16 protein-coding genes and 1 tRNA gene are annotated in these 15,152 nt (G+C 55.1%); 7 read left to right on the forward strand and 10 right to left on the reverse strand.

What is annotated here, in order from left to right:
- Positions 1-64: 64 nt before the first annotated feature.
- Positions 65-526: a MarR family winged helix-turn-helix transcriptional regulator gene (locus M504_RS16250; protein ID WP_047495805.1), complete on the reverse strand. Its 462-nt coding sequence runs from the start codon at positions 524-526 to the stop codon at positions 65-67.
- A 63-nt stretch (positions 527-589) separates the two neighbouring features.
- Here M504_RS16250 and M504_RS16255 point away from each other — a divergent pair, with 63 nt between their 5' ends.
- The 3 genes from M504_RS16255 to M504_RS16265 all read left to right on the forward strand — a co-directional run bounded on the left by M504_RS16255 (position 590) and on the right by M504_RS16265 (position 2,382).
- The gene (locus M504_RS16255; RefSeq protein WP_047495808.1) at positions 590-1,069 is read left to right on the forward strand and encodes a cupin domain-containing protein; all 480 of its coding nucleotides are present in this window, start codon (positions 590-592) and stop codon (positions 1,067-1,069) included.
- A 94-nt stretch (positions 1,070-1,163) separates the two neighbouring features.
- Positions 1,164-1,616, forward strand: a complete 453-nt coding sequence (locus tag M504_RS16260) for a VOC family protein (RefSeq protein WP_047495811.1) — start codon at positions 1,164-1,166, stop codon at positions 1,614-1,616.
- A gap of 97 nt (positions 1,617-1,713) precedes the next feature.
- Positions 1,714-2,382 (forward strand): HAD-IA family hydrolase, encoded by a 669-nt coding sequence (locus M504_RS16265; protein WP_047495815.1) that lies wholly within the window; start codon positions 1,714-1,716, stop codon positions 2,380-2,382.
- Positions 2,383-2,417: 35 nt separating this feature from the next.
- Here the strand turns inward: M504_RS16265 and M504_RS16270 are convergent, their stop codons facing one another.
- From M504_RS16270 to M504_RS16280, 4 genes are read right to left on the reverse strand one after another with little or no spacing between them, the layout of a single operon-like run.
- Entirely contained in the window at positions 2,418-3,686 is a 1,269-nt protein-coding gene (locus M504_RS16270; RefSeq protein WP_198137661.1) for a serine hydrolase, read from the reverse strand.
- Positions 3,687-3,744: 58 nt separating this feature from the next.
- Complete coding sequence (locus M504_RS22370; RefSeq protein ID WP_198137662.1) at positions 3,745-3,918, reverse strand: hypothetical protein; 174 nt, start codon at positions 3,916-3,918, stop codon at positions 3,745-3,747.
- Positions 3,919-3,954: 36 nt separating this feature from the next.
- The gene (locus tag M504_RS16275) at positions 3,955-5,289 is read right to left on the reverse strand and encodes a HAMP domain-containing sensor histidine kinase (protein WP_052200926.1); all 1,335 of its coding nucleotides are present in this window, start codon (positions 5,287-5,289) and stop codon (positions 3,955-3,957) included.
- The gene (locus tag M504_RS16280) at positions 5,286-6,014 is read right to left on the reverse strand and encodes a response regulator transcription factor (protein WP_052201004.1); all 729 of its coding nucleotides are present in this window, start codon (positions 6,012-6,014) and stop codon (positions 5,286-5,288) included. Before M504_RS16280 ends, M504_RS16275 begins: the two co-directional genes overlap by 4 nt.
- Before the next feature lie 650 nt (positions 6,015-6,664).
- On the opposite strand from M504_RS16280, the gene M504_RS16285 reads away from it, so the two are divergent.
- Positions 6,665-7,534: a hypothetical protein gene (locus M504_RS16285; protein WP_047495824.1), complete on the forward strand. Its 870-nt coding sequence runs from the start codon at positions 6,665-6,667 to the stop codon at positions 7,532-7,534.
- Positions 7,535-7,910: 376 nt separating this feature from the next.
- Here the strand turns inward: M504_RS16285 and M504_RS16290 are convergent, their stop codons facing one another.
- Positions 7,911-8,873 (reverse strand): D-glycerate dehydrogenase, encoded by a 963-nt coding sequence (locus tag M504_RS16290; RefSeq protein WP_047495827.1) that lies wholly within the window; start codon positions 8,871-8,873, stop codon positions 7,911-7,913.
- Between the two features lie 65 nt (positions 8,874-8,938).
- On the opposite strand from M504_RS16290, the gene M504_RS16295 reads away from it, so the two are divergent.
- Positions 8,939-9,943 (forward strand): LLM class flavin-dependent oxidoreductase, encoded by a 1,005-nt coding sequence (locus M504_RS16295; protein ID WP_047495830.1) that lies wholly within the window; start codon positions 8,939-8,941, stop codon positions 9,941-9,943.
- 68 nt (positions 9,944-10,011) lie between these two features.
- On the opposite strand, the gene ispG is transcribed toward M504_RS16295, so the two are convergent.
- Positions 10,012-11,256, reverse strand: a complete 1,245-nt coding sequence (ispG, locus tag M504_RS16300) for a flavodoxin-dependent (E)-4-hydroxy-3-methylbut-2-enyl-diphosphate synthase (protein ID WP_047495834.1) — start codon at positions 11,254-11,256, stop codon at positions 10,012-10,014.
- 66 nt (positions 11,257-11,322) lie between these two features.
- Between ispG and M504_RS16305 the strand changes: the two genes are divergently transcribed.
- Together M504_RS16305 and M504_RS16310 are read left to right on the forward strand one after the other, a co-directional pair.
- Positions 11,323-12,534, forward strand: coding sequence for a sorbosone dehydrogenase family protein (locus tag M504_RS16305; RefSeq protein ID WP_047495837.1), 1,212 nt, complete (start codon positions 11,323-11,325; stop codon positions 12,532-12,534).
- A 35-nt stretch (positions 12,535-12,569) separates the two neighbouring features.
- Positions 12,570-12,646, forward strand: a tRNA-Arg gene (locus M504_RS16310).
- Positions 12,647-12,715: 69 nt separating this feature from the next.
- Here the strand turns inward: M504_RS16310 and M504_RS16315 are convergent.
- The 3 genes from M504_RS16315 to M504_RS16325 all read right to left on the reverse strand — a co-directional run bounded on the left by M504_RS16315 (position 12,716) and on the right by M504_RS16325 (position 15,110).
- Entirely contained in the window at positions 12,716-13,885 is a 1,170-nt protein-coding gene (locus M504_RS16315) for a site-specific integrase (protein WP_052200927.1), read from the reverse strand.
- The gene (locus M504_RS22785) at positions 13,882-14,118 is read right to left on the reverse strand and encodes a helix-turn-helix domain-containing protein (RefSeq protein WP_047495839.1); all 237 of its coding nucleotides are present in this window, start codon (positions 14,116-14,118) and stop codon (positions 13,882-13,884) included. The genes M504_RS16315 and M504_RS22785 overlap by 4 nt, the downstream gene beginning before the upstream one ends.
- Positions 14,119-14,231: 113 nt before the next feature.
- A complete protein-coding gene (locus M504_RS16325) occupies positions 14,232-15,110 on the reverse strand; it encodes a hypothetical protein (RefSeq protein ID WP_156993918.1) in 879 nt (292 codons plus the stop codon).
- Between the last annotated feature and the right edge of the window lie 42 nt (positions 15,111-15,152).

Genomic DNA, 15,152 nt, shown 5'->3' on the forward strand with positions numbered 1-15,152 from the left:
GCAATAGCCGACAACCAAGATGCAACCAGTACCCCACGTCTCGATCTTGAGTCGTGGGGTTTCCTTATCTGACGAGCGGGCTTTCCCTGACACGGACCAGCAGCTTCTTCAATTGAGCAAAGTCCTTTTCCCCAAGCTCCGCGCTCCATTCGCGCTCGATCTCGCGCAGGCTCTCAACGATCCTGGCCCATGCCGCATGGCCGCGCCGGGTAAAGCGCACAATCCGCGCGGAGCCATTGGTTGATGCGTCCATCCGCTTCAGATACCCAAGCTCTTCCAGGCTGCCCAGCAACCGGTTCATAGCCTGCTTACTGATGCCGGCGCGTTCTGCCAGAACTCCCGGGCGCTCCCCATCCGGCCCGGGATACCGCATCACCGCGATGTGAGGAAGGGCAAGTCCTTCAAAGCCTGCCTCGTTCAGTTCCCTCACGATGCGCCTAAAGATTGCCTCAGTGGGAACGCGCAGCAACGCGCCTATCAGGATTTCACCGGGCTTAAGGGGGGATTTTTTCGGCGAAACGGCCATTGACACTCCCTGTAAACTATGTTTACCTCACGGGTAAATATAGTTTACTCCAATGGAGAATTCATGACTCAACTTCACGCTGTCGGTCTGGAAGTTAACCCTGCAGAGGAAACCATTTTCGTCGGCCCGCTTGGTATTCGCTTTCTTCTTACGGGAGAAAACTCATCGGGCAGCGTTGCCACTTTTGAGATGACCGTCCCGCCCACCGAGGGGCTCCCTGCGCCACCCCATAGCCACAACGGCTACGAGGAGACGGCCTACGGCCTATCCGGTGTGCTGACCGTGACGGTCGAAGGGAAAACATTCGAAATAGGTCCGGGACAAGCAGCCTGTGTTCCCCGCGGAGCCGTGCATAGCTTCCGCAACAACACCACGGACGACGCAAAGGTGCTTTGCATCATCACACCTGCGGCCATTGGGCCGGAGTACTTCCGCGAGATAGCAGCGGTACTTAAAGCCGCGGCCGGAGGCCCGCCTGACCGCGCAAAGATGGTTGAAATCATGCACCGTCATGGACTGAAACCGGCCATACCGTCCGCTTAGAGACGGGAATGCCTGCTTACTACGCTCATCCCATGACTGCAATTGCCCGCATGAAGCGATGCCTCGGTTATTCATAATGGCAGGGAGGTGGAAGATGCAGGACGAATCCATGACAAGCATGAACGTAAGACAAGCAGTTCCGTTCTTCAACGTAGCCAACATGGAAGCGTCGCTGCGATTCTATGTGGACGGTCTCGGTTTCACCATGAAGCGCTGCTGGATTCCAGACAGCGATCAAGAGCATGACAAGCCCAACGGCAAGATCCGCTGGTGCTGGCTTGAGCTAGGCGAGGCCGCGATCATGCTGCAGGAGTACATCCCGGAACGCAAACCGAAAGAACCGCTGGGATCAGGAGTCAACATCTGCTTTCAGTGCGAGGATGCGCTGGCTCTCTATCGCGAATTCAAATCACGTGGAATACAAACCCGCAATCGTCCATTTGTAGGAAACCGGTTATGGGTGGTTCCAGTTGTCGATCCTGACGGCTACCGCATGGAATTCTCCAGTCCCACAGACGCTCCCGAAGAGAGCGAACTCGAAGAGTAGCTCTCGCATTTATAGAGACGATTGGACAGAACGCCTTGCATCGCTCACGCTGGTAGAGAGCCTTCCGCTTGAAGCCTTTGTGAGGAGCAACAGAAGCATGGATCAGTCCGTAACCATTTGGTGCAAAGCCATCCTGTTTGACATGGATGGCACACTTGTCGACTCAACTGCGGTCGTTGAACAAGGCTGGGCCAAATGGGCTTCACGTCATGGACTTCACCTCGAGTCCATCCTCAAGTTCTCGCACGGGCGTCCCGGATCTGCAACGATGGAGCACTTCCGCCCCGGGCACGATCACGCTGCAGACGTCGCAGAACTCGCAGTGCACGAAGAAACCACGCTGGAAGGCATCGTTGCCATTCCGGGCGCAATGGAATTTGTAAAAGCAATACAAGGCCATCCGTGGGCAATCGTCACATCAGCTTGGAGAACGTTGGCCACCATCCGCGTAAATGCTGCAGGACTACCAATGCCAGAAGTCCTCGTTCCAGTGGATGAGATCAGCAAGGGCAAACCAAATCCAGAAGGCTTCCTGAAAGCCGCAGAAATACTAGGCGTGCAGCCCAAAGACTGCCTCGTATTCGAAGACACACGCCCCGGCATCGACGCAGCGCTCAGCGCAGGCATGCAGGTAGTAGGCTTGCTGACGACCATGCCAGCAGAGCAACTGCAACACGATCTGTTAGTGCAAGACTTCCGCGCAGTATCCGTCACTCCGCAAGGCGATCAACTCGCAGTTTCACTGGCGCTCGCAAACAAAGCATAAGGAAGTCATCTAACTCCTCAGCCCATGTTCTGCTCCTAAAACGTGGAAAGCGCCGCACGAGCGTCCGCACCCTCAAGCCTAAGAGCAACGCGATCAGCACCGCCCTGCTGACGAAGAACAACACTGTCGTTGCGCCCGTCGCCATTGCGATGAAAGATCAAATGGAATCCATCAATACGCGTGAAGAATTCTTCTGAAGACAGCGGAAACAGTGGAATCCCATCCTCTCCCTTAGCCTGGGCATACAGCTGGCCATCCTGAAGATAGATTTTGATCAAGCCGCCATCAGCATTCTTGAACACGCCTACATCGCTACTGAGAATCGATCGATCCAACGCCACCGTTTTATAGGAACGCAGCGACGCATCCGATAGTGCTGCAAAACCAAGATCGTCAACACTCCCACCAATATTCGTCAGAATGACGACGCCACGTTTCCTATCTGCCGTAATCCCGATAAAACTCGCATAACCAAAGGTCGTGCCGTTATGCCAGATAACATCCTCAGGCTGCGATGCACGCGTCATCCACGCCATACCAATGCGCTCTGTCTTATTCACGTCACGAAGAGGCTGCTGCGCTAACTGAAACGACGTCGTCGTCGCTGTCCCGCCAATCCCCATGTTTGCCTTCAAATAGCGCAGCATATCGTTGACCGTACTATCAATGCTCCCGCACCCCGCAAGAGCATCATCAAACTGCCAATTCTCCGTCTCCCGGTTGTGATTGTTATGCCCCTTCGCGAGATGCATCTTCATAGCATCTGTAATCCCCACCGAGGTCATCGTCATTCCAAGCGGCTGAAAAATCTTCGCTCGCAAGGCGTCACCATAGTGCTGAGGCTGCGTTAAAGCGACACCCAACAATCCAAAACCAAGGTTCGAATACTCATAAGCTTCACCGGGATTGCGCTTCAATACATAGCCAGCAAGAAAGGCCTTCAACTTCACCGCACCATAATCAGCGTAAGGATTCGCCGCATCCGCAGGCCTCAGATTATCCGGCATATAAGGCAATCCAGAAGACTGCGTTGCAAGATCCGCCAGCGTGATCGAAGAACCATTGCGAGCCGGAACCTTGTAATCCGGTAGCAAAGCCGCCACCGGCGTATCAGACTTCACACGTCCTGACCGGAAAGCATCTGCCAACAACGCCCCCGTGAATGTCTTAGTGATCGAGCCAATTTCATAGACGGTGTCTCCATTTGGCTTCGCTCCATTGGTAAGCCGCCCAAATGCTTCCACCTCACTACGATCACCATCCACATACGCAATCACCAAAGTCGGATACCACCTGGCATCCACACGCGCCTTCGCCTCCTCAAGCACCCGCTGCGGTAAGAGCGATTTCCCAGAAGCGCGATCAGCTCCAGCTATCGCCTTCTGCCCGCACATCGGCAAACAAGTCATCAGAAAAACCGCCGACACAAACCTCATAACTCTCCTGAAACGAACAGGCGTTCAGGCCGCAAAGCAGCACCGATAAGAAATACGTCGATCGCCACAGCTCAGAAGGCAAAATATCGATGGCGTACATTTCAGTCCCACATCAGGAACTTACACAGATGAGGGCCTATGATTCCGCAGGCAACTCAATCGCAATAACCAGGCCACCGTTGCGTGCCGGCTGAGCGGAGATGGAACCGCCATTCGCAAGGACGGCCTGTCGCGCAATAGCGAGTCCGAGTCCCGATCCTCCGCTTATGCCAGTTGGTTCGGATCCTGACAATGTTACGAACGGTTCAAAAATTGCTTCCTCTTGTCCGGGCTTAATACCAGGTCCATCATCTCGAATAACGATGAGCCCCTTGGGCAGCGTTTCAACTCGTGAGAGCGAGACTTCGATCGTGACGTGTTGCCGCGCAAATCGAACTGCATTACGAAGAACGTTGTCTACGGCTCGTTGAAGAAGAACAGGATAACCACGAACCACGAAGCTCTCGACCACCGCAATCTCAACAGTTTTCTGATGTTGCTCGGCCTCGAACATTGCATCACGGTGCGCCTCTTCGATGATTATTCGCATATCGAAAAGAGTTGGTTCTTTATTCACTTCGTTCCCGCTCTCAATTCTCGCGAGCAACAACATCTCGTGTACCAGGCTGTTGAGGCGATACGACTCTTGGCTTATGCGCTCCAGTTCCTGTTCGAGATCCTGACCAGCTTTCCTTCGTGCCAATGCCAGCGCGATATTCAGGCGCGTAAGAGGAGAGCCGAGTTCATGCGATGCGTGCGCCAAAAAATCTTTGTATCCAATAACCAGAGACTCAATTCGTCCAGCCATCCCATTGAACGTACGAGCCAGGTCCCCCAACTCATCCTTGCGTGTTGCAAGCGGCGGCTGGACTCTCACCTTCAGATCTCCGCCTCCAAACTTCTCCGTCGCGGTATTCAGGCCGGTCAGTGGACGCACAACATAAGCCGCTACAAACAGAGAGAGAAAGCCCGCGATGAAGATCGGCGACAGTGTGCTGAGATGGCGAAATAAAAAGTGCGGCTCTGCAGAGGGAATGGTTGCTAGATAGACATTCGGCTGTGGAGCAGAATCGATGCGGAGCGCCACATCTGTGCCCTCTGGCGAAAACTTCACCACGAAGCCACCACTGTGCTCCGCGTTCTGCACCATCTGTATTTGATCGGCGGAGAGAGAACGGCCCGTAAGGTCAGTCCCGGCAGTATCGTTGGCGGCCACGAGTCGGCCATTCGCGCAAGCAGAGTCATCTTCGTGAAGTTGCGGTTGACCACTCTGATGTTGCAGCACTGCTCGTTCGGCACATCGTTCCAGCGTGTGAAACGGAACGGCCCTTGCTCCAAATGGTTTGAAGATAGATGGCAGGGATAACGCCAATAATGCAACGAGCGACATCACGGCCCAGGTGATGAGCATGGTGCGAAAGAACAACTTCATGCGCCACTCTCGCCGCTCATCTGCACGTAACAATACCCCACATTGCGAATAGACTTGATTCGCTCCGAACTATCCGGGTGTGGTCCCAGCTTTCGCCGAAGATTGTTTACAAGATTGTCGATACTGCGATCGAAGCTATTGGGCTCACGTCCGAAGATGCTGGGAATCAATTCTTCTCGAGTAAGAGGCTCTCCGGGACTCAGCAACAATAAACGAAGTAAGCCATATTCCGCTCCAGTCAGGTCAAGCCGCTGACCGGATAACAAGAGGGATCGTTCTGCTTCATACATGGCAAGGTCGCCCACCACAATCTGACCACTCCTCTCTTTGCGATGTACGCGTCGCAGTATGGACTTGATGCGAGCAACCAGTTCTTCTGGTTGGAATGGCTTGGCTAGATAGTCATCAGCGCCGCTCTCTAGTCCACGTACTCGATCCACGGACGCATCCCGCGTAGTCAGCATAAGAATCGGCGTGTCTGTGAATTCGCGTAAGCGCTTGAGCACTTCGAAACCGTCGATGCCAGGCATGCTCACATCGAGGATGATGAGAGAAAAACATCTCTGACGTGATTGAAGAAGTCCCTCTTCGCCACTCAGTGCCGAATGAATAGAAAAGCCTGCTGGGGTGCAGTACTCCATAAGCAGAGACGCGAGAGAGCGATCGTCGTCAATTAGCAGCAGGGGAATCGATTGTCCCGCATCCGTTACTACTTGACGTGTCATTACCGTATTCTCACTCATCCTGATCATCGGAACGTCGAGAACTGCCGCCATATATTCGGAAAGCGTCATCATCATTTCAAATCCCTCATAGCCACACAGCTCAATCTCTCGTTGGTTGTGACGTAGTGATCCCCGCTATCCGTCCGGCCAGTGCGCGAATGCCCGTGGCGAGACAACACATCAAAAGAGCCTTTTCCGGGACCAATGCGCCAACGATAGGCGAGACCCACTGGATGCTTGTTGCTAAATGTGTGAGCGCAACGCTCAACAATGTGCTGTGCCGTTCTCCTCTTGATCTGCACGCGTACTCAAAGGAAGAGGCCGGAACGGATATCTCGGCTGTGCGCTGAGTAAGGCTGATCCTGCGGTTATGAAACATGCTGACTCCTGTCTGCTAGACGGGAGCTCTGGCAGGAAGATGCGTTAGTCGACACTTCTCAACACAGGATGAATCTCTTACTGCTTCGCTGCGAAAGAGATTTGTCGTGAAGTGTCGAGAAGTAGTTTCTCGACCTAACGAAAGCAACTTGAGCCGCTCTAATCGGGAAAGAGCCACTCGATACAACGCTGGGCCGCACTGGCAACAAGAACGTGCTGCAGGCCGAAGCGAATGTTCGCAACAACAAATCATCAAGAGTTCCCGGGAGATTATGAAGGACTGCTTCGCCTCGAAAAAACTGAATCAGCTGTTTGCCACAATTGCGATCACCGTAGCCTCGCTTGGTATCGCCAAAGCCGCAAACTCTCAGAGCGTACTCTTCACAGAGACCTCCATCGCAAGCAGTAACCCGATCGCGAAAGATACATCCTCATCACTCACCGCAGTCGATGCGCTGCCTGATGCACCCGCCCCTCAGAACGAAATGGATACGCAAGATCAAGAGATGCCGCATCAGGGCCAGACGAAGATCAACACGATTCCTCTGTTACCTCCCAAGCTTGTTTCCGGAACTATGCTCACAGCACACGATAAGTGGGAGATCTACTATCACAAGACGTATTCACCAGCCGCTGTGATCTACCCACTCTTTGGCGCAGGCATGAAGATGGCAAACCCGAAGAAGGAATACCCGCGAGAATGGCAGGACGGAATGGGAGCCTTCGGGCGGAACTACGGCAATGAGATCGCACAACGTACGGCTCGGAGTACGGCGGATTTCGCCACACAAGTACTGTTCCACGAAGACCCTCGATACAAACGTTCCGAGAGCAAGAACCCGGTAGTGCGTATCAGCCATGCCTTGGCATGGACAGTGGTCGATAAGTCCGACTCTGGTCATCGGATGTTCGCACTGAGTACCTTCACGAGTTCTGCGGCAGGTGGCTTTGTCGGCATGGCATATCTTCCGGACGGCTATAACGACGTCACGCACGCTGAGCAACGCATGGCCATAGGAATCGAAGGCAAGGTAATTTCAAACCTCCTCAGTGAATTTCAACCCGTCTGGGGTCCTGTGGCGGCCAAACTTCGCGTTCCCAAGTTGCTTCCTGAATGGTGGGCGCCAAAGCCAAAGCGATAGGCTTCAGCCGCATACTGCAGGTCATCGCAGTACGAAGCTTTAACCTCACGCAGTAAGGGCTTCCGGACCATCCGAAAACCTGTCAAGCCCTCGAACCACCTAATCGCAACAAACCAAAAGAAATAGAGTTGGCATGGTATTTCTACCAAACAACTAAAATAGAAATAGAAGAGGAAAGGGCCGCGCTGAGCGCGGCCCTAACTCTTGTAGAAAGACGATTTTGCCTCTAAACCCAATGGGAAGACGATTTTACAGCCGCTCAAATCGTAACCCCAATAGAAAGACGATTTTAGAAAAGTGGGGGGAGGGGGAGGGTACCCACCCCACACCTACAGGACCTCACAACATACCGAACAGTTGAGAACGGTACGAAGTACTAGCAAAGCTGATTTTCAGGCGCTTCCCCAGCATCATGCGCAAGGATGCCGTTCAGAACCAGCATTCCCATCGCATGACGAGTATCCGTCGTAGCGCTCGCAATATGTGGCGTCAGGAAGACGTTCTCCAGTTCGATATATCGCGGATCGAGCGCAGGCTCATTCGCATACACATCCAGACCTGCAGCAAACACACGACCAGACTTCAACGCCTCAATCAACGCATCATCATCCACCGTGTCGCCGCGCGACACATTCACCACCACAGCATTCTCGGGCAGCAGAGCGATCCGCTCGCGGTTCAGGAAGCGATGCAGTTCCGGCGTTCCCGGCGCGCACAACACAAGGAAGTCACTCACACGCAACAGTTCCTCCGCCGTCGCATGGTACGTCGCACCAAGCTCTTCCTCGGCAGAGAGCTGACGGCGATTGTGGTAGTGAATCTCCGTGCCAAAGCCACGTAGACGTGCTGCAATCGCCTGTCCAATGCGACCCATACCAAGAATGCCCGCACGACGCCCCGTCAACCCAATACCAAGCAACTGCACATTGCTATAACCCGGCCACTTACCACTGCGCACCAGCGCCTCAGCCTCATGTCCACGACGCGCGGCGTTCAGCACCAGCATCACAGCCAAATCGGCGCACGCATCGGACAGCACACCGGGCGAGTAGAACACGCTCACGCCATACTCGCGGCAAGCCTCCAGGTCCACATGGTTATACCCAACGGATACCGTACCGATAGCCTTCAGCTCCGGCTGCAACGCCGCGATCACCTCACGCCCCATTGGCTGCATGGCCGACACGAACACCGCCCGGCAACCCCGCGCCCCCTCCGTCACTTCCACCGCTGAAAGAATCCGATCCCCTTCCCCGCGAACCACATCGAAGTGTGTCGCAATGGCAGCTTCAACGGTTGCAGGCAAAGGTCGGGTCAGGAAGGCTTTCGTGCGTGTCATATCGCTCCATTATCGCCGCAATACAAGCCATGGTTCGATGTCCATCGAAGCATCATCCAATATCCATGAGCAGGCAATTACAGGTTTCTGTACTCGATCTGGTTGGTATGCGTCCCGGCGAATCCACTGGCGACGCCATCGCCCGCAGCGTGGAGACAGCGCAGCACGTAGAGCGCCTTGGCTACAAGCGCTTCTGGTTGGCGGAACACCACAGCATCCGCGGACTCGCCTGTTCGGCCACCGCCGTTCTCATCGGTCACGTGGCAGATAAGACATCCACCATCCGGGTCGGCAGCGGAGGCATCATGCTACCGAACCACGCGCCATTGGTAGTCGCGGAGCAGTTCGGCACACTGGCATCGATGTATCCCAACCGCATCGACCTCGGCCTCGGCCGCGCACCGGGTTCTGACATGCCCACCATGCGAGCCCTTCGCCGCACCAGCAGCGGCGACGACTTCCCCGAACTGGTAGCGGAACTGCGCCAGTATCTCGGCGACCCCAAACCCGGCCAGATCGTCCACGCAGTCCCCGGCGAAGGCACGCACGTACCCATCACCCTGCTAGGCAGCAGTGGCTACTCCGCCCAGTTAGCAGGACATCTCGGTCTGCCCTTCGCCTTCGCCGCCCACTTCGCACCACAGTACGTGGAACCAGCGATGGGGCTCTACCGCCGCCACTTTACACCGTCGGATGTGCTGGACAAGCCATACGCCATGGTCGGCCTGCCAGTCATCGCCGCCGACACCGAAGCACACGCCAAGCGGCTACTCACTACGCCGCAGCAGCGCTTCCTGTCTCTGGTACGCAACCAGCCCATAGAGGTACGCCCCCCGGTGGACTCCATGGAAGGCCTATGGACCTCCGCCGAAGCTGACGCTGTCGCAGCGCGACTTGCACTCGCTGTTGTGGGCGATCGCGATTCCGTAAAACAACGGCTGCAGCGCACTGTCGATTGGCTTGGCGTGGATGAGATCTTCGCTGTAACCGACACCTACGAACAAGCCGATCGTCTTCGCTCCTACGAGATACTCGCGGATGTAGCGAAGGAAATCACGCTGCCTTCCTAGGATCAGCAGCAATAACAAAGGCGCATGCAGAGAGCATGCGCCTTTGTGTATGTGTGTAGGTAAGTGAACTAAGCGGAGACCAGTTCCTCGATCTGCGCCTTACCGTAGTGGCTCTTCACGTAGTCGTCCAGGATGACCTTGAACTCATCCACGATGTGATCGCCCTTGAGAGTCATAGCCAACTTACCGTCGATGTACACAGGCGCCTTGGGCTCCTCAAACGTACCCGGCAACGAGATGCCGATGTTAGCGTGCTTCGACTCGCCCGGTCCGTTTACGATGCAGCCCATCACGGCCAACTTCATCTCCTCCACACCGGGATACTGAACCTTCCACTCCGGCATCGATGAGGTGATGTAGTTCTGTACCTGCTCTGCCAGCATCTGGAAGTAGGTCGACGTGGTGCGTCCGCAACCAGGGCAGCTCGTAACCTGTGGTGCGAAGCTGCGGATAGAGAGAGCCTGCAGTATCTGCTGCGCGCAACGCACTTCCTCGCTACGGTCACCACCAGGCGTCGGTGTGAGCGATACACGGATCGTGTCGCCAATGCCCTTCAACAGCAGCGGAGCAAGTCCAGCCGTGGAGGCCACCGTACCCTTCATGCCCATGCCAGCTTCCGTGAGGCCGAGGTGCAGCGCATGGTCGGTGCGCGAGGCGAGTTCGTTGTAAACATCAATGAGGTCACGAACACCGCTGACCTTAGCCGAGAGGATGATCTGGTCGCGGCGCAGTCCGTAACGTTCAGCTGCGGCTGCGTTGTCTAACGCAGAACGCACCATCGTCTCCAACATGACCTCGCGTGCGGGCAGTGGATTAGCCAAATGGTTGTTCTCGTCCATCATCTTTGTCAGCAATGCCTGGTCCAGTGACCCCCAGTTGACACCGATGCGCACAGGCTTCTGATGCTTTACGGCAACTTCGATCATCGTGCGGAAGTTGTCGTCGTCCTTACGGCCGATGGAGCAGTTGCCGGGATTGATGCGGTACTTCGCCAACGCTTCGGCGCAGTCAGGATACTTGGCAAGCAGCAGATGACCGTTGTAATGGAAGTCGCCGATGATGGGTGTCTCCCATCCCTTCTTGCGGATGCCTTCCACGATGTACGGCAGTGCCTTCGCAGCGTCATCGTTATTGACGGTAACGCGCACCATCTCGCTGCCGGCGCGTGCGAGAGCGGCAATCTGCTGAATAGAGCTTTCAATGTCGGCGGTGTCGGTGTTGGTCATCGACTGCACGACAACCGGGGCGTCAGAGCCGACGCGAACGTTGCCAATCTTAACCGTGACGGCCTTCCGGCGGGTGATCTCGGGCATGGGAACCTCAGCATTAAGTTTACCAAAGCGGCAACCCGTGCCCGCTTAATGGAGTCCCTTTCCCATATGAATCGGAGCGTAACGGTTGTCCTTCTCCTGTTGTCGATCATTCAAGCAAAAAGCCAGATGGTTTCACACCGATTGCAAGCCAACGGCAAGGCAATAACCCTAAATCTGCCTGCCGGGTACGATGTGCGAGTTGCATTGGACGGATTGAAGAGGGTTCGCTTTCTTGAGAAGTCGCCTGATGGTCGCATCTTCGCAACAGATATGTTCAACCGCACCGACAACAAGCGTGGACAGGTGCTGATCCTCGATGGATGGAGCCCTTCTGAGAATCGCTTTGCTCGCGCAATCCCCTACCTGCAAAATTTGAGGAATCCCAATAGCATTGCCTTTTTCACGGACGCTGGAGGGCAAACGTGGCTCTATGTGGCGTTGACGGACAGGTTGGTGCGCTACAAGTACAAAGCTGGCGATATGAAGCCGGTGGCCGAGCCGGAGGTGCTGGCGCACTATCCGGACTATGGGCTGGACTATAAATACGGCGGCTGGCATCTCACTCGTACCGTTGTGTTTGGCACCATTGCGGGCAAGCCCCACATGTTTGTATCCGTCGGTTCGTCCTGCAACGCATGCGCGGAAAAAGAGGCTGTGCGAGCCACCATCAGCGTGATGGAGCCAGACGGCAGCCATAGCAAGATCGTGGTGAAGAATGTGCGAAACGCCGTGGGGCTCCTTTGGGATGAGACTTCCTCCAGCCTGCTGGCCACCAACATGGGAGATGACCAATTAGGCGATAAGGCTCCTGAAGACACACTGTTGCGCTTCTCAGCAGCGGAGATCGTTGCAGCGTATACGTCAGGCAAACCAATCGATGTGGGATGGCCCGCTTGCTACGTCGAGGGCGGCAAGATTCATCCAGATCCGGAGTTAGGCAAGACGCCGGGAGTTTGCGACGGAGTGAAAGTTCCTCTCACCGGCTTTGTCGCCCACAGTTCACCACTTGGCATCGAGAAGATTGCGGGCGGTCAGTATCTCATCGCACTGCACGGCGCTGGTCATCCGCGAATTGGCACAGGCTACCGCGTAGTTTCTGTCGCAGAAACCGATTGGAAACCAAAGGATTTTGTGACAGGCTTCCTGGAAACCAGCGCAGGACGACCGCGAGTCGTGGGGCGACCATGCGGGGTGTTGCGACTTGATAACGGCCGTTACCTGATAACGGATGATCTACTGGGCGCAATTTACGTCGTCTTCCGTTCCCAGGGTCACTAAATTACTGGAATGATTCAGCTACACTAGCGAAACGTGGCCCGGTAGCTCAGTTGCATAGAGCGGCGCACTCCTAAGGCGAAGGTCGCAGGTTGGACTCCTGCCCGGGTCACCACATTTCAAACGACTTAACTTTGCAAAATTCTCCGTCTGGGTCCAATGTGGGTCCAGATGGGTCCAACAGCTACAGCAAGGTGGCTATTCCCTGCTGAGCTGCCAAGCGTTCTGCTGGAACGGATTGGGCATACGTCCCTAAGGTCATCGTCGGCGAAGCGTGCCGCAGAATCTCTTGGGTGGTACGAATGCTTGCCCCAGAAGATAACAGCAATGAGGCGGTCGTTCGACGGAAAGAGTGCCAGCCCAGTTCCTTCGTTATGCCAGCCGCCCTGGCTGCCGGTCTAATGCGTTTATAAAGCATCGAGTCCGGCCAATAGGGTTGCTGACCAAACGAATGAGGGCTTGCAAACACCCAGTCGCCGTCCGCTGTGTAGGCGGTTACAGACTTCCAAGCCAACAGAACGTCTGCGAGTTCGTCCGACAGCGGTATTGGGCGACGGGAGTACGAGGTCTTCGGCTCTCCAATGACACCATTCACTAGTGAGCGCGTGACATTGATCCGCCGTTTAACGAAATCAATATCACTCCACCTCAGCCCAAACAGTTCACCACGCCTTAGACCGGTGACTACCGCTGTGAATACCAGTGTGTAACCGGGTTCCGGCTGCCCCTTCAGCTCCTGGAGAAGGTCGCGTACTTCCGACACCTCCAGAATCTCCGGCTCGCTCACTCTCTTGCTCGATTGCCGTACCAACGCAATCGGGTTGACGTTCGTGAACTCATACCGCATGGCATGTCGAAACACCATGCTCATGACTGCCCGAATCTTGGATTTCGTCGCCGGTGCCCCTTCAAGACTTCCGAGCCATCGTTCGACCTGCACTGTCTTTACATCAGAGAGGCGAGACTCACCCCATTTCGGTAGGATGTACCGGTCCAAGTACGACACGTAAGTCTCGCGTGTCCGGGCGGTTCGATTGCCAGCGTGAAGCTCAACTAGCTTGAAGTGTTCAACCACTTCGGCAAGTGTCATCACGGTTGGCAATGCCCCGTTCGTCGCGTTGAGATCGACCTTGAAAGCGAGAATTGCTTTCTCTGCGGCGCTCTTGTTCCGAAGCTGGTCGGTAGTGCCAACGATCTTCTTGCGCCTTACAGTCTGACCATTCCCGAAGTCTTCACGCCAGCGAAAGACCCAGACATTCGGGCCTTTCTTCCGTTGCTCTATTTTCAATGAACCGTTTTGAAAGCGTTCACGCCTGAGCGCGTATGGAACATTGTTCAGTTGAGTTTGAGTCATGCAGCCTTCTCCGTTTCGGTTGAGGCAACACGACCTGCGTCATCAGTGTATCCATTTCGCGCTTCCAGCCATGCGCGAATCTTTGATGGAAGGAAGACGATCTTCCGGGGACTGAGCCGAACGCACGGAATCTTGCTTTCCCGTGCCCACCTTCGGATTGTTTCGGGATTGAGTTGGAGGACCGCTGCTAGTTGCTCGGCAGTCAGCGGCTTTTCGATTGCTTGATTGTCCAATGTGGACCTATGGCGCCTGGGGAGTCACAGGCTTGCGCTCGTAAATTACGGAGTGGGCCTGATGAAGTCTTGGCCTGCATCACCGTCTCGACTGTGCGACTCTAATCGCTATTTCAGGACGAAGTCGAATCTGGTTGCTGGGGTGCGTCAGCCAGAGCGGGCTGCTTGATCTCTTCAAGGTCCAAGAGCAGAAATCTCTCGTTGGACCGACCGAAACGGCGCACCTCACGTCTAGAGATGGTGGCTCTCCACCACTTATTGATGGCCTGTTCTTCACGCAATCTCTTCAGATAAGACTCGCTTAGAGAAGGCGAAACCTTCCCTGTAATTAACTGTCCACCAGCACGGCGGAATTCAAAGCGTTCACCATATGGCAGCAGGCCAATGAGCAGTCCGTCTTCGGTGAATTGGTCATCTTCGATGCTGGTGGCCTCAAGGCGAGTGTAGGCCACACCGACGTCCTGAGTGGTTAGGACCTCGTCCCGGGATTCATCCACAAGCCGGATTGTCGCTTCAGCTTGATGAAGGTTCTTTATCAGGCGTTCTACGGCACGGAACACTCGTGGATGTAGTTTTTCAATGTCTCGCTCGAATTCATCATCTGTTTGCTTTGCGACGGACACGATCAGCCCGTCTACCGCATCGGCTGCTTTTTTCAAAGCGGTGGGGAACAGCGGCATCGCCTTGAGGTCAATCTCCTCAATCAAGAAACCGACCGAACCATGCAGCAGTTCCGTGACATGAAGTTTTGCCGAGTCCTGGTCTGGAACAGGTCCCCGCGACGCGATATGTCCATCGGTCGATGCCCACATGTTGACGACGGAATCCCTGTAGTCATCAAGAACTTTGGAGGCAAATTCTGCTTGTATTCCACGGCTACCGATCACCGGCCTGCCGCCAAAATACAAAGCCGTTGAGGCGAGCGTGTTTCTTTTCTCTCCTAGTTGTGAGAGCTGTTCCTGGAGCTGGCGCCGACGCGAATTCAAGCTCATTCGACCAAGCGCATCCTCCACCGGAAGAGCGCTGAGCAGATG

Origin of the sequence: Terriglobus sp. TAA 43 (assembly GCF_000800015.1) — a bacterium.
GTDB lineage: Bacteria > Acidobacteriota > Terriglobia > Terriglobales > Acidobacteriaceae > Terriglobus.